Origin of the sequence: Mesorhizobium sp. B2-4-12 (assembly GCF_006441575.1) — a bacterium.
GTDB lineage: Bacteria > Pseudomonadota > Alphaproteobacteria > Rhizobiales > Rhizobiaceae > Mesorhizobium.
Genome location: NZ_VFVC01000017.1, coordinates 47,968 through 71,987 on the forward strand (window position 1 = coordinate 47,968; position 24,020 = coordinate 71,987).

A 24,020-nucleotide genomic window follows, 5' to 3' on the forward strand; every position below is an offset into this window, starting at 1 on the left:
TTTTCCGCATTCAAAGGGCTGGCCATGGCAAAGATCATCGAAACGTCCACCGGCGCGCTGGCGCTGACCTTTGACGACGTGCTGTTGCAGCCCGGCCATTCCGAGGTCATGCCCGGCCAGACCGACATCCGCACCCGCATCGCCGGCGACATCGACCTCAACGTGCCGATCCTGTCGGCGGCGATGGACACCGTCACCGAAGCGCGTCTCGCCATCGCCATGGCCCAGGCCGGCGGCATCGGCGTCATCCACCGCAATTTTTCGCCGGCCGAACAGGCCGAGCAGGTGCGTCAGGTCAAGAAATTCGAATCCGGCATGGTGGTCAACCCGGTCACCATCGGCCCCGACGCCACGCTTGCCGATGCGCTGTCCCTGATGCGCACCTACTCGATCTCCGGCATACCGGTGGTCGAGAATGGCGGCACTGGCGGCCACAAGACCGGCCGATTGGTCGGCATCCTGACCAATCGCGACGTGCGCTTTGCCTCCGATCCGGGGCAGAAGGTCTACGAACTGATGACCCGTGAGAACCTGATCACGGTCAAGGAGAATGTCGACCAGGACGAAGCCAAGCGGCTCCTCCACCAGCACCGGATCGAAAAGCTCGTCGTGGTCGACAAGTCAGGAAATTGCGTCGGCCTGATCACCGTCAAGGACATCGAGAAGTCGCAGCTGAACCCCCACGCCACCAAGGACGCGCAGGGTCGCCTGCGCGCGGCGGCCGCCACCAGCGTCGGCGACGACGGCTTCGAGCGCGCCGAACGCCTCATCGAGGCCGGCGTCGACCTTCTGGTGATCGATACCGCGCATGGCCACTCGCAGCGCGTGCTGGATGCGGTCGCGCGCGCCAAGAAACTCTCCAACTCGGTTCGCATCCTGGCCGGCAATGTCGCCACCGCCGAAGGCACGCAGGCCCTGATCGATGCTGGCGCCGACGCCGTCAAGGTCGGCATCGGCCCGGGCTCGATCTGCACCACCCGCATCGTTGCCGGTGTCGGCGTGCCGCAGCTTTCGGCCATCATGTCGGCGGTCGAGACGGCGCACAAATCGGGTGCCTCGGTCATTGCCGACGGCGGCATCAAATATTCCGGTGATCTCGCGAAGGCGCTCGCGGCCGGCGCCAGCGCCGCCATGATAGGCTCGCTGCTGGCCGGAACCGACGAAAGCCCAGGCGAGGTCTATCTGCACCAGGGCCGCTCCTTCAAGGCCTATCGCGGCATGGGTTCTGTCGGCGCAATGGCGCGCGGCTCCGCCGACCGCTACTTCCAGGCCGAGGTGCGCGATACGCTGAAACTGGTGCCGGAAGGCATTGAAGGGCAGGTTCCCTACAAAGGACCTGTGTCTGGCGTGCTGCACCAGCTTGCAGGCGGCCTGAAAGCCGCTATGGGTTATGTTGGCGGTCGCGATCTTGCCGATTTCCGCGAACGCGCCACCTTTGTGCGCATATCCAACGCCGGACTTCGTGAAAGCCACGCCCATGACGTCACGATTACCCGCGAAAGCCCGAACTATCCCGGCGGAGCCTGATTCCGACGGAATCGGGCGAAGCCTGACGGCGGCGGTCCTGCGGCTGTCACGTCACGCTGCCGCCCTCTGTTTCCTGTCGGCGGCGGTTTTCATTCTCATGACGGTGCTGGAGTTCTTCTATTTCCGCCAGTTGAGCGGCGGCCTGCCGTCGCTCGACATGCGCTATTTCGGTTTTACGCCCGATGAAGGCATGGCCTGGCTGACGGCGCTCGGCCGGCGCGGCGGCGAGATCATTCTGGTCTGGCACTATCTGACCTTCGACCTCTTATTCCCGGCATTGCTGTCGCTGACGCTGGTCAGCCTGATCCTGGCGACCGGTCGTCGCCTGAAGAATTTCCGCGTACTGTCGGGGCAGGTGCAGTCGATCTTCGCGCTGGTCCTTGTGCTGCCCTACACGATCGCCGACTATGCCCAGAACGTCGCCGTGGCGCGGCTTTTGTCTGATTTCCTGTACGCCAACCCGGATTCGCTGGCTTTCGCGTCGGCGCTGATCGTCACCAAATTCGCGCTTCTCGCCGTCCCGGTTACCATAATTGCCGTTTTTTGGGTGGCGGGCCTGAGACGCCAGGATTGATGACGCCAGAATTGATGCCGAACAGGGCAGGGACCACTTCATGAACCAGACGGCGATCTTCTGGCCGATGCTTGCGCACGTGCTGCTGATCTATATCGTTTACGCGGTCCTCGGCCGCCGCAGATTTTTTGCCGTCAACTCGGGTGAAGCCAAGGCCGGCCAATACAAGGTGCGCTCGACCGAACCAGCCTCCAGCGTTGCCAGCAATCTCATCAGCCAATTCGAATTGCCGGTGCTGTTCTATGTGCTGTGCCTGGCGTTGCACCTGACCAATGGCGTCAACTATCTTACGCTGGCGCTGATGTGGATTTTCGTCCTGACGCGCTATGTCCACGCCGGGATCCACCTGACGGGCAACAACCTGCTGCTGCGCAACCGTTCTTTCGTCCTCGGGGCGGTGGTTCTTTTGCTGGGGTGGATCTGGTTCGCCCTGCACCTGCTGCAAGTGGTTTGAGCCGCGCCGGCCGGCGCCTACAGATCGAACACCGCGATCTTGCGCTTGTCGAACTTGATGCCGATTTCGCCGCGCACCAGTTTCAGCGCCGCTTCGCCGAACACGGCGCGGCGCCATCCCTGCAGGGCCGGCACATCGGCATCTTCCCCTTCGGCCGCGATGCGGTCGATATCGTCGCTGGAGGCCAGCACTTTCGAGGCCACGCCCTGCTTTTCGGCAACGATCCTGAGCAGCACTTTCAACAGTTCCGCCGCGGCGCTTGAGCCTTCGGGGGGCTGAAAATTCTTCGGCAGTTTCGGCATCTGCTCCTTGGGCAAGGCCAGTGCCATATTGACCGCGCCAAGCAGGGCTGTCGCCGTCGAGGAGCGTTCCCAGCCCTTGGGCGTGGTGCGCAGCTTGGCAAGGGCCGCCGCATCGCGCGGCGCCTGCTGTGCCACTTCGTAGATCGCATCGTCCTTGAGCACGCGGCCACGCGGCACGTCGCGTTCCCTGGCCTCGCGTTCGCGCCATGCCGCCACAGCCTGCACGATCGCCAGCTCCTGCGGCTTGCGCAGCCGCATCTTCAGCCGCTTCCAGGAGTCTTCGGGATGCGGATCATAGGTCTCGCGCGAGGTCAGGATGTCCATTTCCTCATTCAGCCAGTGGGCGCGGTTTTCCCGCGCCAGCTCGGCGCTGAGGTGCTGATAGACCTCGATCAAATGGGTGACGTCGGCCAGCGCATAGTCGAGCTGCTTGTCGGAAAGCGGCCGGTGGCGCCAGTCGGTGAAACGTGACGATTTGTCGAGCCGCGCGCCGGTGATGCGCTGCACGAGCTGGTCGTAGGAAACACTGTCGCCGAAGCCGCAGACCATCGCCGCGACCTGTGTGTCAAATACCGGATGTGGGACGAGGCCGCCGAGATGGACGATGATTTCGATGTCCTGTCGGGCGGCATGGAAGACTTTGACCACTGCCTCGTTGGCCATCAGCCTGAAGAACGGGGTGAGGTTTATGTCGGGCGAAAGCGGATCGATCAGCGCCGTCACGCCGGGGGCCGCCATCTGGATGAGGCACAGGATTGGCCAGAAGGTCGTTTCGCGGATGAATTCGGTGTCGACGGTGACAAAATCCGACTTTTCGAAAGCGGCGAGAACGGTCTCGAGTTCTTTCTGGGTGGTGATGACGTGCATCAAATCGCTTTTGGCAGGAGTAGGGTCTTCCTAGATTTCAGCCGGGAAGGCTTTCGTCAAGCGTCGGCATTGGCGTCGTGAAGCGGCTGGGGCGCCGGAATCGCCGTTTTTCCCAGTCGGCCGAGCGAAAACTGGCCGAGATGCACAACAGAGCGGCGAAGCGAAAGACTTGGCCGCAGGAACATCCCCCGCCAAATTGATTTTCTGCCGGGAGGCGGTCACTCAATCTGTGTCGACATTCAGCGTCTTCACCGATGCCGCATACGCGACGAACGCTTCGATATTTCAGGCAATGCCGCTCAAGGTCCGGCAATGGCCCAAAGCCATCCGCTTGCCTTGACAAAGCCGGCCTCTCATGCGCTTTTCGCGCCAATTTCGAGCCGGGCCTCGGCCCGCACCCAGCATCCGGACTTTACCAATGACCATGCACCGCTACCGCAGCCATACCTGTGCCCAGTTGAGAAAGAGCGATGTGGGCAATTCCGTACGCCTGTCGGGCTGGGTGCATCGCGTGCGCGACCATGGCGGCCTGCTCTTCATCGACTTGCGCGACCACTATGGTTTGACCCAGATCGTCGCCGATCCCGATTCGCCAGCCTTCAAGGTCGCCGAGACCTTGCGTGGCGAGTGGGTCATCCGCGTCGATGGCGAGGTCAAGGCACGCTTGCCCGAGACCGTCAACGCCAACCTGCCGACGGGAGAGATCGAGATTTTCGCCCGCGAGATCGAGGTGCTGTCGGCCGCCAAGGAATTGCCGCTGCCGGTGTTCGGCGAGCCCGACTATCCCGAGGACATCAGGCTTAAATATCGTTTCCTCGACCTGCGCCGCGAGACGCTGCACAGGAACATCGTGGCGCGCACGAAGATCATCGCCGAGATGCGCAAGCGCATGACCGATGTCGGCTTCACCGAGTTCTCGACGCCGATTCTCACCGCCTCCTCGCCGGAAGGCGCGCGTGACTTCCTGGTGCCGTCGCGTATCCATCCCGGCACGTTCTACGCGCTGCCGCAGGCGCCGCAGCAGTACAAGCAGTTGATCATGGTGTCCGGCTTCGACCGCTATTTCCAGATCGCGCCCTGCTTCCGCGACGAGGATCCGCGCGCCGACCGTCTGCCCGGTGAATTCTACCAGCTCGACCTCGAAATGAGCTTCGTCGAGCAGGACGACGTGTTGTCGACCATGGAGCCGGTGATGCGGGGCGTCTTCGAGACCTTCGCCAACGGCAAGCCGGTAACACAGAAATTCCAGCGCATTCCCTATGATGTCGCCATGCGCAAATACGGCTCCGACAAGCCGGACCTGCGCAACCCGATCGAGATGCAGGCCGTCTCGGAGCATTTCCGCGATTCCGGCTTCAAGGTGTTCGCCAACATCCTGGCCAACGACCCGAAGGCCGAGGTCTGGGGCATTCCGGCAAAGACCGGCGGCAGCCGCGCCTTCTGCGACCGCATGAATTCCTGGGCGCAAGGCGAGGGCCAGCCGGGGCTGGGCTACATCTTCTGGCGCAAGGAGGGTGAAAAGCTCGAAGGCGCCGGCCCGCTCGCCAAGAACATCGGCGAGGAGCGCACCGAGGCGATCCGCCAGCAGCTCGGCCTCGCCGATGGCGATGCCGCCTTCTTCGTCGCCGGCGATCCGAAGAAGTTCGTTTCCTTTGCCGGAGCGGCACGCACCCGCGCCGGCGAGGAGTTAAATCTCGTCGACCGCGAGCGCTTCGAACTGTGCTGGATCGTCGATTTCCCGTTTTTCGAATGGAACGAGGACGAGAAGAAGATCGACTTCGCCCACAATCCGTTTTCGATGCCGCAGGGCGGCATCGATGCGCTGAACGGCGAGGATCTGCTCGGCATCAAGGCCTTCCAGTACGACATGGTCTGCAATGGCTTTGAGATCGCCAGCGGTGGCATCCGCAACCATCTGCCTGAAACCATGGTCAAGGCGTTCGAGACCGTCGGGCTGGACCGCGCCACGGTGGAAGAGCGCTTCGGCGGCCTTTACCGCGCCTTCCAGTACGGCGCGCCCCCGCATGGCGGCATGGCCGCCGGTGTCGACCGCGTCGTCATGCTGCTTGTCGGGGCGAAGAACCTGCGCGAGATCACCATGTTCCCGATGAACCAGCAGGCCTATGACCTGTTGATGAACGCGCCCTCGGAAGCCTCGCCGCAGCAGCTTCGCGAACTGGCCCTACGTGTGGCGCCGATCAAGAAGGACTGACGGCAGCGTTGCAACTGCCATTTCTCCCCGTCACTATACGAGGGAAATGTCCGGCAGGACAATGAGGGGCTGCGCGGGTGCTGGCGATTTGCGAGCGGTCGTAGCAGCTGAGGCCTTTTGACAGGCAATCGTTTCATTTCAGAATCGAATTCATATTCGCAAGCGTAGGCGCTGCCCCTCATCCGCCTGCCGGCACCTTCTCCCCGTATAGTGACGGGGAGAAGATAGCTAATTCGATCAGTCCTCGTTGGCCTTGACGGCCACGCCGAGCGTCTTCGGCAGGTCGAGGGGGTTGGACATGGCGCCCGCCATGATCAGCGCGAACGGCACCGATGCCGGCGGTTCGGCCGAGATTTCGAGGCTCTTGGGGTCGTCGAGATATTTGCTGACCGCTGCCGTAACCTGCGCCGTCAATTCGGGATTGTTGAGCTGCGCCATGCCGAACGGCACGATCGCCTTGGCCTGGTTGGCGACGTCCTTGGCCGACATGCCTTGCTGCTTGCCGACATAGTCCAGCACCTTGCCGGTCAGCGAATCGTCGTCGAAACGAATCGAGGCGCTGTTGAACGAAAGCTGCTGCAAGAGGCCGAGCATGGCCATGCCTTGCGCGGAATTGTCGGCGCCTTGGGGCTGTGCCGCCATCTTCTTCTGCATCTCCTGCAGTGACTTGATGAAGTCCAGCGTGTAGCCGCCGAGGTTGAAGGTCATGCCGAGCGTGCCGGCATTCTCGACGGAGATGTCGTATTTCGACAGGTCCATCTTGCCGTCGGTTGGCTGCCAGGTGCCAGCCATCTCGAAATTGCCCGAGATGTTCTGGTAGCCAAGCGCATCGATCACCTCTTTCGACTTGGGGTCATCGACCAGCGTCAGATCCGCGTGGAACTTTTCCGTGGTGCCGGTGAATTCCATAGCCTTGCCGTCGGCCGGTGGCGTAATCTCGATGGCGAGCCCGTCCATCGAGAAGGCGGTCTTGTCGGCGACCTTGACCGTCATGTTCGAAAGTTCGGCGGACTTGTACATCATCAGGGAGCCGAGCGGGCCCGTTGCGCCGTCGGCGGGAACCGCCATGTCATGGATGACGAAGGGGCTGAGATCGAGGGTGACGCCGTCCTTGCTGTGTTCGAAGGCCGATGTCGAAACGGTGGCGATGTCAAAGCCACCATTCGCCGCGGTAATGCCTTCGAGTTTGACGTCACCGATGGTGAGGGGCTCCTTTTCCGCCGCCGGCTTTACCGACACGCCTTGCAACACCATGCTGGTGTTGTCGCCGGTCACGCCGGTCCAGGAGATGTCGATGCCCTGGGCGGCCAGCGCCGCCTTCAGCCGATCGGCGACCGCCGTGTCCTGGGCAAGGGCCGCATTCAGCGGCAGTGTGAGCAAGAAGGTCGAAAGAGCGAATTTCCGGAGAGTTGGGCGTCTGATTGTCATCGCGGAGTTCCCTGAGATCCTGAAATTATTTTTCAATTCTTTGCGCCATCACCATTCCGTGACGAACTGGTCCGGAAAAAGGCATCTCCCGCCACAATGGTCAAAAATCACGGCGAAAGGCAAACCTGCCTCCGACGTCATCCGACAAAGCAGTGAATTTGGCATGAAGATCGGGCCACCCGGTATCATCGCGCTTCGCAATAGATGCGGCATGTAACAGATTGATGTTGGTCGGCAAGCCCGCCGTTGCCGTCCCGTGTTGCAGAAAGCGCGCAAGGCGGTCGGCGCGGTTCGCGCCTCTTGCCGCGAATCACCCGCTCGGCTAGTTCCAGCACATGGGAAAAAGGCTTTTGCCACCTGAAGATGGTGGCGGCGACAACATTGAACCGGTCGATCTGAAGAAGGCGCTGGAAGAGCGCTATCTCGCCTATGCGCTGTCGACCATCATGCATCGGGCGCTGCCCGACGTGCGCGACGGACTGAAGCCGGTCCACCGCCGGATCATGCACGCCATGCGGCTGCTGCGCCTCAATCCCGACCAGGGCTTCGCCAAATGCGCCCGTATCGTCGGCGAGGTGATGGGCAAGTTCCATCCCCATGGCGACCAGTCGATCTATGACGCGCTGGTGCGGCTGGCGCAGGATTTTTCGATGCGCTATCCGCTGGTCGACGGCCAGGGCAATTTCGGCAACATCGACGGCGATAACGCAGCCGCCATGCGCTACACCGAAGCGCGCATGACGGACGTCGCGACCGAACTTCTCGCCGGCATCACCGATGATGCCGTCGATTATCGGCCGACCTATAATGAGGAAGACGAGGAGCCGGTGGTGCTGCCCGGCGCCTTTCCCAATCTGCTCGCCAACGGCTCGTCCGGCATCGCGGTTGGCATGGCGACATCGATCCCGCCGCACAACGCGTCCGAACTCTGCGACGCCGCACTGCACCTGATCGAGCACCGGGACGCGCCGGTGGCAAAGCTGATGGATTTCGTCCAGGGCCCGGATTTCCCGACCGGCGGCATTATCGTCGACAGCCGCGCCTCCATCCTGGAAGCCTACGAGACCGGCCGCGGCGGCTTTCGTGTCAGGTCGAAATGGAGCCAGGAGGACCAGGGCAGGGGCACCTGGAGCATCGTCGTCACCGAAATTCCTTATGGCGTGCAAAAGGCCCGGCTGATCGAGAAGATCGCCGAGCTGTTAATGGCCCGCAAACTGCCGCTGCTGGAGGATGTCAGGGACGAAAGTGCCGAGGACATCCGCGTCGTGCTGGTGCCGAAGAGCCGTTCCGTCGATCCGGGCATCCTGATGGAATCGCTGTTCAAGCTCACCGAGCTCGAAAGCCGGTTCCCCCTCAACATGAACGTGCTGTCGCGCGGCAAGGTGCCCAATGTGCTGTCGCTGAAGGGCGTGCTGCAGGAATGGCTCGACCACCGTCGCGACGTGCTCGTCCGTCGCTCGAGGCATCGCCTGGGCGAGATCGAAAGACGGCTGGAGATCCTTGCCGGTTACCTGATCGCCTATCTCAACATCGACGAGGTGATCAAGATCATCCGCGAGGAGGATGAGCCCAAGCAGGTGATGATGGCCCGCTGGTCGCTCACCGACACGCAGGCTGAAGCCATCCTCAACATGCGCCTGCGCGCTTTGCGCAAGCTGGAAGAATTCGAAATCCGCAAGGAATTCGACGGCCTGAGCGCCGAGAAGAAGCAGATCGAGGCGCTGCTGGCGTCCGATGCGAAGCAGTGGTCGACGATCAAGTGGGAAGTCGCCAATCTGCGTGAAAAATTCGGCCCGGAGACCAACCTCGGCAAGCGGCGCACCCAGTTCGCCGATGCGCCCGAGCACGACCTGACCGACATCGCGCACGCCATGATCGAGCGCGAACCGGTCACCGTGGTGGTTTCGGAGAAGGGCTGGCTGCGGGCGATGAAGGGTCATCTGGCCGACCTTTCGACGCTGACATTCAAGGAAGGCGACAGCCTCAAGCTCGCCTTCCATGCCCAGACCACTGACAAGGTGCTGGTCTTCACAACCGGCGGCAAGTTCTACACGATCGGTGCCGATCGGCTGCCGGGCGGGCGCGGTCACGGCGAGCCGATCCGCATCATCGTCGATATGGACAACGACCAGGACATCGTCACCGCCTTCGTCCACGATCCGAAGCGCAAGCTGCTGCTGGCCTCGTTCGAGGCCAACGGCTTCATCGTGCCGGAGGAGGAAGTCGTCGCCAACACCCGCAAGGGCAAGCAGGTGATGAACGTCAAGGCGCCAGACGAGGCCAAGCGCTGCGTGCCGGTCACCGGCGATCACCTGGCTATCGTCGGTGAGAACCGCAAGATGCTGGTGTTCCCGCTCTCCGAGATTCCGGAGATGGGCCGCGGCAAGGGCGTGCGGTTGCAGAAATACAAGGATGGCGGCTTGCTCGACCTCAAGCCGTTCACGCTGGAGACCGGCTTGTCCTGGCAGGATTCGGCTGACCGCACCTTCACCCGTTCGCGCGAGGAACTGGCCGAATGGATCGGCGCCCGTGCGTCGGCCGGGCGCATGGTGCCAAAGGGATTCCCGAGGACGGGCAAGTTCGGATGACGCGCTGATCTCCCCCCTCGAGGGGGAGATGTCGCCGAAGGCGACAGAGGGGGCCGGTACGACCTGCCGTGATGCCCTCTTTGTGGTAAAAGAACAGGCCAGCACTTCCGCGTGGCCCTATGGCCTGCCGGCCATCTCCGCCCCGACGGGGCGATTTCCAATCATTTTGGAGTATCGTCACGATTGCTGCACTATATCAGTGCATAACTGACCGGATGGGCCGGGGAGAGCAGGGCATTTGAAGGAAGCGAGAATCCAGAAACCGGAACGGCAGCAGCGCCTGTTCGGCCTGTCGACGCCGCTGCGGTCAGCTGTCATTCCGCCGCTGTCGGCGGCACGCTGGCTGCTGGTGCTGATCGTCGCCGCCGGCGTCTATTTCTTCCACGGCTTCCTGTTCCCAGTTCTGGCGGCGTTGGTCATCGCTTTCGCAAGTTGGCCGCTCTACCGACGCCTGCTGGCCGGCGTTGGCGGCAACCGCACCATAGCCGCCACCTTTGCCATCCTGTTCATCCTCGCCTTCCTGGTCATACCGATCGCCCTTGCCGGCACCTATGCCATCAACGAGGTGCGCGAATGGGTCGGCTGGGCCATCGAAACCAACCGCCATGGGGCCGTGACGCCGCACTGGATCGCCACCATGCCTGTCGTGGGCGAATGGCTGAACGAGCAGTGGACCACCAATTTGGGCCATCCCGGCGGCATCGGCGAACTGATCCAACTGGTCAGCGGCGCCAATATCGGCAGCATCTATCGCGGCGCGCTCGCCGCCGGCGGCAGTGCCTTCGGGCTGCTTTTGACGCTGCTGTTCATGATGATCGCGCTGTTCTTCGCCTACCGCGACGGCGAGCATTTTGCTGGCCAGGTCGACCGTCTGGGCGAGCGTATCTTGCCGACACGCTGGGAGCGGATTTCGCGCGTCGTGCCCGCGACCATCTCGTCGACCGTGACCGGCATGACCGTCATCGCCATCGGTGAGGGGCTGGTGCTGGGCATCGCCTACTGGCTGGCTGGCGTACCGTCGCCGGTCACGCTCGGCGCCTTGACCGGCGTCATGGCGCTGATCCCCGGCGGGGCCCCGCTGTCCTTCACCCTGGTGTCGATCTACCTCGCCGCCAGCGGCTCGCCGATGGCCGGCCTGGCGCTGTTCATATGGGGCACGGTCGAGCTGTTTATCGTCGACAAGACGTTGCGTCCGAAGCTCGTCGGTGGACCGATAAAACTACCCTTCCTGCCGACCTTTTTTGGCCTGATCGGCGGCGTCAAGACCATGGGCTTCCTGGGTCTCTTCATCGGCCCGGTGCTGATGGCGCTGCTGGTCGCGATCTGGCGCGAGTGGCTGCGCGAGGTGGAACTTTCCGACGAGATGGCCGCCGACTCGGCGGCCGAGATCGAGGCCGGTCCACAGATCGAGATCTTGCCGGAAGCTGGCGCGGCCAAGAAGGCCAGCGCCTGACCCAAAGCCAGATACCCTTATACTGGCCCGGTTCTCCTACACCGGATGGTGCACAGCGAAGTCTACGCGGCGCTTGCGGCCGTCATGCAGCTGCCAGAGCGAATGCGCGACCAGCGTGACGGTCAGGATTCCGCCGCCGATCAGGCTGTTGCGGGTCGGCGTCTCGGCAAAAATCATCCACACCCAGACTGGCGCCAGCACGGTTTCGAGCAGGTAGAACATCGCCACTTCCGGTCCTGAAATGTATTTCGGCCCGGCCGCGAGGCAGAAGAACGAGATCGGCATGATGACGGCGCCGTTGAAGATGATCCACCATGGCGCATTCACATGAAAGCCTTCGCCGGTGACCATGAAGGCTGCCAGCCCAAGCGGCAGAAGGACGCCGACGAGTGAGGTGAAACCCATGTCCTTGCCGCTGGCGCGCGAGATGGTGATGGCCACCGCGACGAAGAAAGCCGAGCAAAGCGCCATGAAATCGCCGAAGAGGTGACCGGTGCCGATCGAGCCGCCGACGATGACCAGCACGCCGAGGATCATGACAGCCATGGCAATGATCGTCGCCAGCCGCGGTGTTTCCCCGAGGAATATCCACGACAGCAGCGCCGCGAAGACCGTGTTGAAGGCCAGGATGAACACCAGGTCGGCGGTTGATGTGTGGTACACGGCAGTGATGAAGGTAACGCTGGTCAGCCCATAGCATATTGCCACGATCAGCCCCGACCAGCCGGGGATGAGCGGCGGGGCGTTCCGGCTCAGGGAGCGCCAGACCGACCAGATGATCATAGCCGCGACGAATGTGGTGCCGGTGCGCAGCAGCATGATCGTCCATGCGCCACCGTCGGCGAGGCGGATCAATGGTATGTCGACAGTCAGTGTCAGGCCGCCGATGGCGGTTATCAAAAGACCTTTCTGGTGATCGTAGGGAGAGGACATGCAGGAACTTTCGCAATGAAATACGGGCTGGTGGCTGGCCGGTGCAATGGCGCACTCTCTCCAGCCAACCGGCTGAAAGACCAGCATCGCCCGCGTTGAAACAGTTTAAGCGTGGATCGTGGAAAAACTCAGCGTGAAACCGCTTCGTTGGTGTAGCGTTCCCAGCCTTTCGGGCCGAGATGCTCCTGCGGCATGAAGCGCATCTTATAATTCATCTTGCGCGAGCCATTGACCCAGTAGCCGAGGTAGACATGGGGCAGGCCCATCGCCTTGGCGCGGGCAATGTGGTCGAGGATCATGAACGTGCCGAGCGAACGCTCCTCGAAATCGGGATTGAAGTAGGAATAGACCATCGACAGCCCGTCGGCCATCTTGTCCGTGAGCGCCACCGCGATGAGTTCGCCCTGACCCTTGCCGGTGATGAAGGTATCGGGTCCGCGCCGCCGGTATTCGATCACCTTGGTGTCGACATGGGTGTCCTCGACCATCATGGCGTAGTCGAGCACCGTCATGTCGGACATGCCGCCGCGGCGATGGCGGGCGTCGAGATAACTGCGGAACAGCGAATATTGTTCGGTCGAGGGCTCGGCATCGTGCATCGCGCCGACGAGATCGGAATTGTGCTGCAGCACGCGCTTCATGTTGCGGCTGGCAACGAATTCCTGGGCGAGGATGCGCACCGAAACGCAGGCGCGGCAGGTCTCGCAAGCCGGCCTGTAGGCGATGTTCTGCGAACGCCTGAAGCCACCTTGCGTCAGGAGGTCGTTCATTTCGGAGGCCTTGTCGCCGACCAGATGCGTGAACACCTTGCGCTCGAACTGGCCGTCGAGATAGGGGCACGGCGACGGCGCGGTCAGGAAGAACTGCGGCGACTGGGTCGGATGCTGCGTCATCGAGCCTTGGAAACACTCCTTCGAGTCGCTCTACCTTTGGCGCGGAAAGCGAAAAATTCAACAGGATTGTGAAGGCGCGGGCAAGCGGACGCCTTCACATTTGCGCTGACGCGACGGGAGCGCTTCCGAAAAATGCCTTTAACGGCCGGTGCGGCTGACCACCGTGCCGAGCAGAAGGTCATGTAGCGTGCGCTTACGATCAGCGACCAGGGTCACCAGCAGGACCAGCGGCGACAGGATGACGTTGCCGGCCCAGAACAGCACGGAGTGGACGACCGCGGTGAGGCCATCGATCGGCCTGCCGTCGAGTCGGTCGAGGCGAATGCCCATCATCTTCATGCCCGTGGTGGCTTGGTCGGCGCTGCCCAGCGTGTTCCAGATATAAAGGATGGCGACGGCCGGCACCAGGATGCCGAACAGCATCCAGCCAAGCCCGAGGGTCAAAAGTCCGAGGAAGAACACCAGTATGGCGAAGGGAATGGTGAGCAATGCGACAATGACGTAGTCGAGCACGAAGGCCAGCACGCGCCTCGTGCGCACGCCTTCATAGGCCCTGACATCGTCGAGCCGGGTATTGATGATTTCGCCGTCGAGAACGCGCGCGTTCATGTCATTTCCTCGTAACGAGGCCCGACATAGGGTGCGGGCCACTCAATGATGAGATGGTGAAGTTCTGTATCGGAATCAAGGCCAGGACTATCACCGGGGCGCAAGGCTCGAACCGCGACGAGCATAATCCGAACCGGTTGAATTTGGCACGCGGATGGCATTAGCTTGTTGCGGCGCAACAAAAGCACTCTGGGAAAGAGGCGAGGGACGGGGCGATATGGACTACGACATGCTGGTCATTGGCAGCGGCCCTTCCGGCCGCCGCGCGGCGGTGCAAGCGGCCAAGCTCGGCAAATCGGTGCTGGTGGTCGACCGTGGCCGGCGCCTGGGCGGCGTCTCCGTGCACACCGGCACAATCCCCTCGAAAACGCTGCGCGAAACGGTCCTTAACCTGTCAGGCTGGCGCGAGCGCGGCTTTTACGGGCGCGGCTACCGGGTCAAGCAGGACATCTCGGTCGGCGACCTGATCGAGCGCCTGCACAAGACGCTCGACCACGAGGTCGAGGTGCTGCAGCACCAGTTCATGCGCAACGCGGTCAAGAGCGCGCGTGCGGCGGTGAAGTTCCTCGGCCCCAACAAGGTCAGCCTGACATCGGACAATGGCGATTACAGCGAAGTCGGTTTCGCCAATGCGCTGATCGCGGTCGGCACCCGGCCGCACCGGCCGAGCGACGTGCCTTTCGACAAGACCCGTGTCTTCGACAGCGACGAGATGCTGGAGCTCCACCGCCTCCCCCGCACGCTGACCGTGATTGGCGCCGGCGTCATCGGCGTCGAATATGCCACGATCTTTTCCGCGCTCGATGTACCGGTGACACTGGTCGAGCCGCGCAACTCCATCCTCGATTTCGTCGACCGCGAGATCGTCGACGATTTCATCCACCAGATGCGCGATCGCGGCATGACGATCCGGCTGGGCAGCGCGGTGAAGGAAATCCGTTCCAGGCCCGAAGCCGCCGAGGTGGAATTGGCCGACGGCCGCACCATTCGTTCGGAGGTCGTGCTCTACGCCGCCGGCCGCACCGGGAATGTCGGCAGCCTGGGTCTCGACGTGGTCGGCATCGAGGCCGACTCCAGGGGCCGCATCAAGGTCGATCCGCAGACTTTCCAGACCAGTGTGCCGAACATCTACGCCGCCGGCGATGTCATCGGCTTTCCGAGTCTTGCCTCGACATCGATGGAGCAGGGTAGGGTGGCGGCCTGCCATGCTTTCGGCGTGACGTTGCCACCGCCGCCGGAAACCTTTCCGTATGGGATCTATGCGGTGCCGGAGATCTCCACGGTCGGCCATTCCGAGGAGCAGGTGCGCCAGAGCGGCGGTGCCTATGAGGTTGGTGTCGCGCGCTTCCGCGAGACGTCGCGCGGCCACATAATGGGCGTCGATACCGGCTTCCTGAAGCTCCTGTTCTCGATCGAGACGCGCCGCCTGCTCGGCGCGCATATTGTGGGCGAGGGCGCAACCGAGCTGATCCATATCGGCCAGGCCGTCATCAATCTCGGCGGCACCGTCGACTTCTTCGTCAACAACACCTTCAACTATCCGACGCTGGCGGAGGCTTACAAGATCGCCGGCCTCGACGCCTGGAACAGGATGGGGCGGTAGACTCTATCCGTCCAGCTGCGACAGCAGCGCCAGCATCACATCGGCCGAAGGCATGGGCAGCACTGCCTCGATTTCCGCCGGTCGCACACCGGCAATGGTGTCGCTGCCGGCCGCGACCGTGCCGAGCGGCCCACGGAAACCGTGCTTCGACCAGGCGAGCTCCTGCAGCTTCGGACTGGTCAGTGCTTCCAGCAACCTGTCGACGGTCGGGTCTATGGTGATCAGCGGGTGCGCCGAATAGACCGTCGGGCGCGGGTAGAGGATTTCAGGCTTGGCGCCGGCGCCGGCCTGCACGCGTTGCCAGCGGGCCGGGTCGGCAAGCGCCCATTCCACCAGCTGGTTCTCATAACCCACCACCATCGGCTCGGCACCAAGACCGCCGGCAATGTACTGGTCGAACAGTTTTCCCGACGATGAGGATTTCAACCCCATGCTACGGAAGATCGCCTTGGCCTTGTCGCCATGCTGGGCAAGCAGTTCCTGCGTCGCCACGTCGCCGCTCATCAGGCTCAGCACCAGACCGGCGAACATGAAGCCCGAATTCGAACGGTTCGGATCGGTGGAGACAATCCGGGTCCGGCCGTAGAGCTCGGCGATGCCCAGATCCGACCAGTTCTTGCCGGCAAGGATGGCCTCGAGCAGCGCCTTGAGGTCGAGCTGGTTATAACCGCCCTTGGCGGCGACGGTGACCAGCCCGCTCTTTTTCAGCCCCTCGACCACCGGTCCCCAGGTGTAGACGACGATCGGTGAATTGAGCACGACCTGGTCGTTGCGGATCGCCACGCCGCTTTTGCGCGCCAGATCGACCATGATCGACGAGGACGGCCACAGGAACTGCGGCTTCTGCGACAACAATACCTGTTCGCGGACCATCTCGACCGAGCCGGCGACGCGCGCGTCGAGCTCCAGCCCATATCCGCCGAGCGCATGGACGACATCCGGATCGGCGAGGAAGGCCTGCTTCTCGCCGCCGATGAAGCCGAACAGATGTGCCCGGTTGCCGAGATAGCCGCGAAATTCCGGCCGGTCTTTCAGCGTCAGATAGCCGCCGGTGCCGGCCGCGGCGGCACCCAGCAGTCCCAGTCCGAAAGCGCGGCGTGAAATGGCCATCAGCGACCGATATCCTCTTTGAGCGACTCCTGAATGAGTCGCAGGTCAACGTCGAGCGTACCGAGCTCACTGTCGGCGAGGCTGTCGGAATAATGGACGAAGGCGTCCTGCAGCTTGGCGATGACAGCACCGACATTCGCAAGCCGCGCCTGGCTTGGCGCCCGCCGGTTCGCCAGCGTCGCGTAGCCCTCCGCCACCTCCGCCGCTTGCGGCACATAATAGGTAAGGAAGCGCCGCACCGAAGGCGCGGTCTCCGGTTTTTGTTCGACCTTGGAAATCACGTCGGCGGCAATATCGGACAGGTTCTTCACCTTGGCCTTCATGTCCTTGTCGGCGATCGAACCGGCAGCTGCCGTGAGCCGGTCCGCAGCCGGCTGCGCCTGCGCCAGGAGTTCGCGGGCAAACGCAACGCGGCTGCCGCTGATCGAGCTGAGATCGAGCCCTTCGAACAGCTGACGCGGCGCCAGCACGAACACCAGCCCGGCGAAGACCAGCGCTGAGATCACCGCCGAGACCAGGAACGGGAACTGGGTGAGGGCGCTCAGACCGATCAGCAGCGCGGCGGAAACCAGGCCCGCCACAATCCAGTTCCAATCATTGCCAAAGCCGCGCATGTCCTGCCTTAATTGTAGCCGCGAGCGGCGCGGAAGGCGCCTGCCAGATCTCCGCTGCCATTGAAAACGCGCGCCGATGTCGCCTTGGCGAGGCTGTCGAGCTGGCTCTTGTCGGCGTCGCCGAAAGTGATGCCGAACACCGGCACGCGCACCGGCGCCTGATGCCATTGCTCGAGGAAGCGGTCGGCGCTGCCATCGGTGCGGCCGTCGGTCATGATGACGATCGCCGGTAGGTATTTCGCAAGCTCGGCGGTTGCGGTGATCTTCTGCAGCGCCTGTTCGGCACAGGCATACATGTCCGTGCCGCCGCCGGCATGCTGCTCCGCGACATCGCCGAGCAACTGGCTCTGCCCGGCCGGGTCGCCGCTCGCCTCGAAAACGGTGCGCACCGTGCCGTCGAAGGGCAGCACGAAGATGCGGTCCGCGGGCGTCCATTGCGCCAGGACCTCGCTCGCCTTCTCCGGTGTGAACAGGAACTGTGCGGCCGCTTGGAGCTGCTTCTCGCCTTCGTTCTCCATCGAGCCGGAGAAGTCGAAACAGAGCGCCGTCAGCGACGGCTTGCGCAAGGCCTGCTGGTAAAGATCCAGCGCCTTACGGATCACCGCCGGCTCCGGCATGCGGATCGAGGTCACCAGCTTGCCCGGATCGAAATTCCAGTCCGGTTCAGCCGCGGCCTGGATCGCCGAGCCGCCAAGCGGCAGCCGCCGGCCGGTGTCGGCGATGCGTTTGCGCACCGCGTCCGACTGCAGATAGGCGAGCAGATCGGTGAAGAATTTTTCGACATCCGGGCCGTGGCCATGGTCGATGAAGCCGAGCGGCGAATCGCCGACGGCGACCCCGTCGGCCGGATAGATCGCATAGAGCGGCTCGTCGCCCATCTGCTTTAACTTATTGTTGGCCTCCTTGAGCGTCGCTTCGTAGTTCCACATCGCGTCATAGAGCGTGCCCTGACGCGCGGACTCGACATAGAGGTCGGCGAGCCAGCCGGACGATCCGGAAGACCTCTCGACGCCCTGCAGCAGGGCGCTGACCGTGTCGTGCACGGCCGGATTGTCGAGATCGCCGGGCTCGATCACCTGCTTGCCGCCAAGCGCGCTGGACAGCATGGCGAGATAGGCGCTGGCGCCCGAATTCGACTGCGTGGCCGAGGTCATCAGGAATTTCAGCTTGCCATCCTTCACCGCGGCGAGGATGTCCTTCATGAACACTTGCTTGCCGACCCAACCGAGTTCGGCGGCCCTGGATTTGCGCACGCCCAAAATGACCGGCATCTGCGCGATCGAGGTCAGGTTGCGCACCTTGCGGCCGGAATCGAACAGGTCGACCCAGACGCTCGATGCCGGCCACACCGCGTCGTGCTCTAGGCCATCAGGCTTTTGCAGGCCGAGCCCGATGTCGAGCGACCCCTGGTAGGAGATGGTGCAGGTCGCACCCTGCTTGGCGCAGAACTCCTGCACGATCGGCTCCAGCACCGTGTTTTCGGAGCCGGAGACGATCGAGAATTTCACATTGCTGGAATTGCAGGCGGCCAGCAGCAGGGAGACCACAAGGACGAGAACCGACGTCAGCGTCTTCGGCATCAAGCCTCCGTCAGCCCTGGGTGAGCGCTTTCTTGAGATCGGCGGTCATCTGGTCCATCTGCTTCTCGGCGTCGGCCCGTTTTTGCCGGCCCTCCTGCTGGACCTTGAGCACGCCTTGCACGGTGTCGATGAGATCGCGGTTGGCCTGCGCCAGCGTTTCGACGTCGACGATGCCGCGCTGCGCCTGCTCCTCGATCGAGATCGCCTGATCCTTCATCATCTTCGATGTCTGGCGGATCATCTCGTTGGTGGCGTCCGTCACCGTCTTCTGCAGCTCAAGCGCCGATTTCTGGTTGGTCAGTCCGAGCAGGATGACCATTTTCTGCTTCCAGGCCGGCACGGTCAGCGCCGAAGTCGCCTGCAGATTCTCGATCAGCGTCTCGTCGCCCGACTGGACGATGCGGATCTGCGGCAGCTGCTGAATGCCGAGCTGGCGCGCCTGCACCAGGTAGAAGATACGTTTTTCAAGGCGATCCAGCGCTTGTACCGCGTCCTGATAGCCTTGCGCCTCCAATGTGCCGCCCGCGTCGCTGCCCTTGGCGTCGGCCGCCACCTTCAGCTTGGGCAGTTCGTTGGCGCGGTAGTCGTCGACGAATTTTTTGCCGGCCTGCACATAGGCATCGAGCTTGAGGATGGAGTCCTTCGTCTGCTCATGCAGGTCGTCGAGCACCGCGATGTCGCGCCGCAGCGTATCCTTGTGGCGGTCGAGTTCCAGGCCGATGCGGTCGATCTGTCCCGCCACGTCCTCGTATTTTTCCTTGAAGCGCTCCAGCCGCGCCTTGAACGAGGAGAACAGATTGCTGAGAAATCCCTGGTCTTTCAGCGAGGCCGGATCGAGGTTCTTGGCCTTCATGATGATGTCGGTCAGGAGGTCGCCGGTGTCGCCGAGATCGCGGTTGCGGATCTGCGACAGGATCTTGTCGGCATAGTCGCTGACGGATTGCTGGGCGCGGTCTCCAAAGACCGAAATCGCGGCGCGATCGCGCACGTCGATGCTGTCCTCGATCTTGGCGATTTCGGCTGGATTGGCTGCGATGACCGGCAATTGCGAAGTGTCGTCGAGCAGAGTGATGCTGTTCTTGTCGGCCATGCAGACCTCCCCCTCAGTGAACAGTATCTCGATAGACAGTCTGTAACAGAGATATGTCGCCGCTGTGGAGAAAGGAAGCCCCAGGCCACTTTCGGGGATAATTCGGGGTAAATAGCGTCACCTTTCAGCCTACGTGCGCCACGGCAGCCGGCCCCGCCAGCCATTGCCTGACGATCGCGGCGTCGGGATCACCGATTTCGTGGCCCGATGGGATGATCCGGGCCTCGATCTCGCTACCATGCCGGCTGAGCAGCGTCACCAGCGCCGGCGCGGAGGGTCCGTAGGTTTCGTCGACGGCCCCGGCGATGATCAGTGCGCGGGTTCCCTTCAGGTCCGTCGCCGGCGTTTGGTCGAGCACGGGCATTGGCCTCAGCAGCGCCGCCCTGCGCACGATACCGGGATGGAGCAGCATCAGGCTGGAAATCAGGTTGGCGCCATTCGAGTAGCCGAGGAAGGTCGCGCGATCGAGGTCGAGCCCATGGCGCTTGGCGGCCTGGCTTGCGAATGCCGCGAAGGCAGCCGTTTCCGCAAGAATACTCTTCTGTTCGAAACGCGTCGGGGTTACCCGCTCGAACCAGCGAAAACCGTCCTCCTGGGGGATACGGCCACGTGCCGCGACCAGCACGGCGCCGGGCGCGATCCGTCTTGCCAGCGGCACCAGGGTGGTCTCGTCGACGCCCGATCCATGCAGCAGGAAAAGGCACTCACAGCCGTCCCTGCCGGCCCCCAGGAGACGATAGCGAAAGGCCAGATCCATCCGCAGCGGGCTGTTTTCGACGCTGTCGCCAGTCATCCCGCATCCTCTTGATTATATGACGTCTCGCTCAATTTGCCGGCTTCAAAACGCAATATTTTCATGCTCCGCGAAAGTTGATTGAACCAGGCGCATTCCAGCCCGTTTCAGCGCCGATATACTCCCGATGGGAGGAATCGAAGCGGTGCGCCGGGGGTCGCATTGCTGGACATGAACAACCAGCTTTGAGGCCTTTTGTCGATGACTACCCCTATTTCGCCCGAACGCGACACGCGTATCGATGTACTGCGCGCGCTGGCGCTGCTCACCATTTTCATCGATCATGTGCCAGGCACGGCCTTCGAGACCCTGACCTACAAGAATTTCGGCTTCTCGGACGCGGCCGAGGGATTCGTGCTGATTTCGGGCATCTCGGTCGCGCTCGCCTATGGCACGAAGTTCCGGCCGGGCGGCCGACTTCTCGCGACATTGAAGATGTGGCGGCGGGCTGGCGTGCTCTATAGCGCCCACATCGTCACGACGATGATGGTGATGGCCCTGTTCTGCGCCGTGGCGGTGCTTGCCGGGCGGCCGGAACTGCTGAAGATGATCAATATCGAGCCGCTGATGAAGAACACGCCGGAAGTGCTGGTCGGCATCGTCACGCTTGGCCACCAGCTCGGCTACAACAACATCCTGCCGGTCTATGCCGCGCTGCTTTTGATGGCACCGGCCTTCGTCCTGTTCATCAGCTACAGGCCCGCCGTGGCACTTGCCGTGTCCGGTGCGCTGTGGCTCGTCGCCGGCATCTGGCAGATCGCCCCGCCCAACTATCCCGAGCCCGGCTTCTGGTTCCTGAACCCTCTGTCCTGGCAGTTCCTGTTCAACATCGGCGTGGCCGCCATGCTGCATGTCAGGCGCGGCGGTGTCATTCCGGTCAACCGCTGGCTGGTCGGCGCTGCCGCCGCCTATGTGCTGGCGGCACTGGTATGGGTGCACAGTCCGCTCTGGGGGCAGATAACGTGGTTCAACCTGCCCGTGGTGATCGGCGGCTTCGACAAGACCTTCCTGTCGCTGCCGCGGCTGGTGCACATCCTGGCGGTCAGCTATCTGATCGTCGTCTTGCCAGCGCTCTCCAACCTGTTCCGCACCAGCCCTGACCATCCGTTGGCGATATTGGGCAAACGCTCGCTGCCGGTCTTCATCGCCGGCACGGTGATCGCCATGGTCGCGCAGGTGATGAAACTGGTCAATCCGGGCGGGCTTGCCTATGACAGCCTGTTGCTATCAGCCGGCATCGCCATGCAGTTCGCGCTCGCCTTCTATCTCGAATGGCTGTCGACCATCGGCGGCTCCGGCAAGGTTCGCATGATGCAAAAGGATGTCACGCCGGTGCGTGCGCCTTTCGGTATCTCCGCCGTGGCAAGGGCCAATCGCTGAGGGGAATGCGGTTCAGCCGCGCGGCGGAGCCGACGAGCCTCGCACGATCAGTTCGACCGGCAGTTGCTGCCGGCTGACCGGCCCGTCGCTCTCCAGGATCGCCCTGACGGCAAGGCGGCCCATCTCGGCAATCGGCTGGGCGATGGTGGTCAAGGGCGGCTCGGACACCGATGCTTCCGGAACACCATCGAACCCAACGACGGAAACATCGTCGGGGACGTTGAGCCCGCGCGCGCTCAGCCATTCGAGCGTCACCAAGGCTATCCTGTCCGACATCGCCAGGATGGCTGTCGGCGGGTGGTCGGAAGCGAAGATGGTTTCGAGCCCCGCTTTCGTGCTCGCCGCATCGTTGCTGGTCTCGTAGACGGGCACTTTGGACGCGTCGACGCCAACGCGGGAAAGCTCCTGGAGATAGCCGGTGAGCCGGTCGCGCGTCCCCGCATAAGTCGCGGCTCGAACCTGCTCGGGTGAAACAAGACCTGTTCTGCCGTCAGCGAAAGGCAGCGCCAGAACCGCGAAGCGGCGATGTCCGAGATCGGTGAGATGGCGCGCCGCCATGCTGGCGCCGGCGATGTTGTCGACACCGATCGCCGCGACGGACCCATCCTCGGAATCCAGGTCGAGCGCCACAAAGGGCAGTTTGCGCTCACGCGCCAATTCCACCAGGCGCGAACCGCCTTCGATGCAGAAGACGATGAAGCCGTCGACCAGGGCGCTCTGGATGTTCCAGGCAAGCTGTTCGTTGTTGGCGGCCGAGACCAGGGAGATGCCGGCTCCGGTCGCATCGCAAGCCTGCGAGATGCCCGCCATCATGACGCGCGCAAAGGGATCGTCGAAGAAATAGGAGAGGGGCTCGGCGGTGGCAACGCCAATGGCGTTTACCTTGCCGGCCCGCAGCAGCCGACCCTTTGGATCAGGCCCGCCGTAGCCCATCGCTTCGGCTGCTGCCCGAACCCGTTCGCGGACTTCTTCGCGCACGATCTCGGGGCGGCTGAAAACATTGGATGCGGTGCCGTGCGAAACGCCGGCCGCTTTGGCGATGTCGGCCAGCCGGACGGGTCTTCGGTTGCCTGCGGTGAGTGACGCCATTGTGCGTGCCTCCTGACATGCATTTAGCACGTTCCGGATTTGCAGCCAGTACTTTCGTTGGATCGATTCAAATTCCCCTTGACTCGGCAAGGATTGCAAGTTTATGTTTGAATCGATCCAATCAAAGCGGATTCGCTTCTGTTTGATGGCTTGAGTGGAGCGTTATTGGCTCCCATCGTCTACCTGTTCGAAGACGTCTATCGCAACGATTGAAGCATCGGATCGACCGGCCACAATCCAGGCGCCGGGGTAGAACGGGCCTATGGATTCGCGACCTTCGCTTCCTGGTGAGCGCAGGCGGAGCTGATCGGCTCAGCTTTCTGCGCCCATTGATTGGATCGATTCAATTCAATTCAAAGGGAGAAAAGCTATGCATCCCATCAAGCATCTGTTCGAAGACATCTACCGCAACTATTGGGGCATCGCGCCGGCCGCGGAACGGCCGGAGGCGCAACGCCGGACAAAGCCCGCAACGCGCAGTCGCGAGGTGGTGGCCCGCCACGAACGTCGTCGGGACTGAGCCCTTCCTGGTTCCCTAAGGATGTGGGCGCGTCAGGGCAGAAATTGCTATCCCCAGCCAGCCTGCGATGAGCAGTGTGCCGCCGATCGGCGCCGACATCGGAAACAGTCTCGATCCGAGGAAATCGCGGGCGAGCAGATCGCCCGCGAAAAGCAGGAGCCCGGCAAGCAGGGCGAAGCTGGCGATCCGCAGAAAGCGATTCGCGCCGATGAGGCCGATGGCCAGGAACACCGGCGCGTGCATCAAAAGGAATGACGCGGCCGTGCCGGTGAAGGCGCCGCCGCGATGCGCGGCCGCTGCCGACAGCGCCACGCCCGCCGCGCCGACGAGACCGCCGGCAAACACAAGCATACGGCTGCCGTTCGGATCGGCGAAGGACATGTCGAGGCTCCTTCCTGCGG

At 62.8% G+C, this 24,020-nt stretch carries 21 protein-coding genes; 9 read left to right on the forward strand and 12 right to left on the reverse strand.

Annotated features, from left to right (window positions below; all coding sequences use genetic code 11):
* Nucleotides 1-24: 24 nt before the first annotated feature.
* Genes guaB through FJ934_RS12680 form a run of 3 tightly spaced genes read left to right on the forward strand, consistent with a single transcriptional unit; the run spans nucleotide 25 to nucleotide 2,555 of the window.
* Nucleotides 25-1,527 (forward strand): IMP dehydrogenase, encoded by a 1,503-nt coding sequence (guaB, locus tag FJ934_RS12670; protein WP_140609956.1) that lies wholly within the window; start codon nucleotides 25-27, stop codon nucleotides 1,525-1,527.
* The gene (locus tag FJ934_RS12675) at nucleotides 1,478-2,101 is read left to right on the forward strand and encodes a hypothetical protein (protein ID WP_140609957.1); all 624 of its coding nucleotides are present in this window, start codon (nucleotides 1,478-1,480) and stop codon (nucleotides 2,099-2,101) included. The genes guaB and FJ934_RS12675 overlap by 50 nt, the downstream gene beginning before the upstream one ends.
* 40 nt (nucleotides 2,102-2,141) lie before the next feature.
* Nucleotides 2,142-2,555, forward strand: coding sequence for an MAPEG family protein (locus FJ934_RS12680; RefSeq protein ID WP_140609958.1), 414 nt, complete (start codon nucleotides 2,142-2,144; stop codon nucleotides 2,553-2,555).
* 17 nt (nucleotides 2,556-2,572) lie between these two features.
* On the opposite strand, the gene rnd is transcribed toward FJ934_RS12680, so the two are convergent.
* The gene (gene rnd, locus FJ934_RS12685; protein WP_140609959.1) at nucleotides 2,573-3,724 is read right to left on the reverse strand and encodes a ribonuclease D; all 1,152 of its coding nucleotides are present in this window, start codon (nucleotides 3,722-3,724) and stop codon (nucleotides 2,573-2,575) included.
* Between the two features lie 424 nt (nucleotides 3,725-4,148).
* Between rnd and aspS the strand changes: the two genes are divergently transcribed.
* Nucleotides 4,149-5,936 carry an aspartate--tRNA ligase gene (aspS, locus tag FJ934_RS12690; protein WP_181165596.1) on the forward strand — a complete coding sequence of 596 codons (1,788 nt, stop codon included), beginning with the start codon at nucleotides 4,149-4,151 and terminating at the stop codon, nucleotides 5,934-5,936.
* A gap of 237 nt (nucleotides 5,937-6,173) precedes the next feature.
* On the opposite strand, the gene FJ934_RS12695 is transcribed toward aspS, so the two are convergent.
* Entirely contained in the window at nucleotides 6,174-7,364 is a 1,191-nt protein-coding gene (locus tag FJ934_RS12695; protein WP_140609961.1) for a hypothetical protein, read from the reverse strand.
* A 335-nt stretch (nucleotides 7,365-7,699) separates the two neighbouring features.
* Between FJ934_RS12695 and parC the strand changes: the two genes are divergently transcribed.
* A complete protein-coding gene (gene parC, locus FJ934_RS12700) occupies nucleotides 7,700-9,952 on the forward strand; it encodes a DNA topoisomerase IV subunit A (protein ID WP_140609962.1) in 2,253 nt (750 codons plus the stop codon).
* Nucleotides 9,953-10,190: 238 nt separating this feature from the next.
* Complete coding sequence (locus FJ934_RS12705) at nucleotides 10,191-11,405, forward strand: AI-2E family transporter (protein ID WP_140609963.1); 1,215 nt, start codon at nucleotides 10,191-10,193, stop codon at nucleotides 11,403-11,405.
* A gap of 36 nt (nucleotides 11,406-11,441) precedes the next feature.
* Here FJ934_RS12705 and FJ934_RS12710 read toward each other — a convergent pair whose 3' ends face one another.
* From FJ934_RS12710 to FJ934_RS12720, 3 genes are all read right to left on the reverse strand, one after another.
* A complete protein-coding gene (locus FJ934_RS12710) occupies nucleotides 11,442-12,338 on the reverse strand; it encodes a DMT family transporter (protein ID WP_140609964.1) in 897 nt (298 codons plus the stop codon).
* Between the two features lie 128 nt (nucleotides 12,339-12,466).
* A complete protein-coding gene (locus tag FJ934_RS12715) occupies nucleotides 12,467-13,231 on the reverse strand; it encodes an arginyltransferase (RefSeq protein ID WP_140609965.1) in 765 nt (254 codons plus the stop codon).
* A gap of 138 nt (nucleotides 13,232-13,369) precedes the next feature.
* A complete protein-coding gene (locus FJ934_RS12720) occupies nucleotides 13,370-13,840 on the reverse strand; it encodes an RDD family protein (protein ID WP_140609966.1) in 471 nt (156 codons plus the stop codon).
* A gap of 217 nt (nucleotides 13,841-14,057) precedes the next feature.
* On the opposite strand from FJ934_RS12720, the gene sthA reads away from it, so the two are divergent.
* Entirely contained in the window at nucleotides 14,058-15,443 is a 1,386-nt protein-coding gene (sthA, locus tag FJ934_RS12725; protein WP_140609967.1) for a Si-specific NAD(P)(+) transhydrogenase, read from the forward strand.
* 3 nt (nucleotides 15,444-15,446) lie between these two features.
* Here sthA and FJ934_RS12730 read toward each other — a convergent pair whose 3' ends face one another.
* The 5 genes from FJ934_RS12730 to FJ934_RS12750 all read right to left on the reverse strand — a co-directional run bounded on the left by FJ934_RS12730 (nucleotide 15,447) and on the right by FJ934_RS12750 (nucleotide 20,630).
* Nucleotides 15,447-16,553 carry a substrate-binding domain-containing protein gene (locus FJ934_RS12730; protein ID WP_140609968.1) on the reverse strand — a complete coding sequence of 369 codons (1,107 nt, stop codon included), beginning with the start codon at nucleotides 16,551-16,553 and terminating at the stop codon, nucleotides 15,447-15,449.
* Complete coding sequence (locus FJ934_RS12735) at nucleotides 16,553-17,167, reverse strand: 5-bromo-4-chloroindolyl phosphate hydrolysis family protein (RefSeq protein WP_140609969.1); 615 nt, start codon at nucleotides 17,165-17,167, stop codon at nucleotides 16,553-16,555. The genes FJ934_RS12730 and FJ934_RS12735 overlap by 1 nt, the downstream gene beginning before the upstream one ends.
* An 8-nt stretch (nucleotides 17,168-17,175) precedes the next feature.
* Complete coding sequence (locus FJ934_RS12740; protein WP_140609970.1) at nucleotides 17,176-18,747, reverse strand: substrate-binding domain-containing protein; 1,572 nt, start codon at nucleotides 18,745-18,747, stop codon at nucleotides 17,176-17,178.
* Nucleotides 18,748-18,757: 10 nt separating this feature from the next.
* Nucleotides 18,758-19,837: a toxic anion resistance protein gene (locus tag FJ934_RS12745; RefSeq protein ID WP_140609971.1), complete on the reverse strand. Its 1,080-nt coding sequence runs from the start codon at nucleotides 19,835-19,837 to the stop codon at nucleotides 18,758-18,760.
* 124 nt (nucleotides 19,838-19,961) lie between these two features.
* Nucleotides 19,962-20,630 (reverse strand): alpha/beta hydrolase, encoded by a 669-nt coding sequence (locus FJ934_RS12750; RefSeq protein WP_140609972.1) that lies wholly within the window; start codon nucleotides 20,628-20,630, stop codon nucleotides 19,962-19,964.
* Nucleotides 20,631-20,831: 201 nt separating this feature from the next.
* Between FJ934_RS12750 and FJ934_RS12755 the strand changes: the two genes are divergently transcribed.
* On the forward strand, nucleotides 20,832-22,010 hold the full coding sequence (locus tag FJ934_RS12755; RefSeq protein ID WP_140609973.1) for an OpgC family protein: 1,179 nt from the start codon (nucleotides 20,832-20,834) through the stop codon (nucleotides 22,008-22,010).
* A gap of 12 nt (nucleotides 22,011-22,022) precedes the next feature.
* On the opposite strand, the gene FJ934_RS12760 is transcribed toward FJ934_RS12755, so the two are convergent.
* Nucleotides 22,023-23,099 (reverse strand): substrate-binding domain-containing protein, encoded by a 1,077-nt coding sequence (locus FJ934_RS12760; RefSeq protein ID WP_140609974.1) that lies wholly within the window; start codon nucleotides 23,097-23,099, stop codon nucleotides 22,023-22,025.
* Nucleotides 23,100-23,469: 370 nt separating this feature from the next.
* On the opposite strand from FJ934_RS12760, the gene FJ934_RS27975 reads away from it, so the two are divergent.
* On the forward strand, nucleotides 23,470-23,619 hold the full coding sequence (locus tag FJ934_RS27975) for a hypothetical protein (protein WP_181165594.1): 150 nt from the start codon (nucleotides 23,470-23,472) through the stop codon (nucleotides 23,617-23,619).
* Nucleotides 23,620-23,634: 15 nt separating this feature from the next.
* Here the strand turns inward: FJ934_RS27975 and FJ934_RS12765 are convergent, their stop codons facing one another.
* Complete coding sequence (locus FJ934_RS12765; protein ID WP_140609975.1) at nucleotides 23,635-24,000, reverse strand: DUF423 domain-containing protein; 366 nt, start codon at nucleotides 23,998-24,000, stop codon at nucleotides 23,635-23,637.
* Nucleotides 24,001-24,020 lie beyond the last annotated feature (20 nt).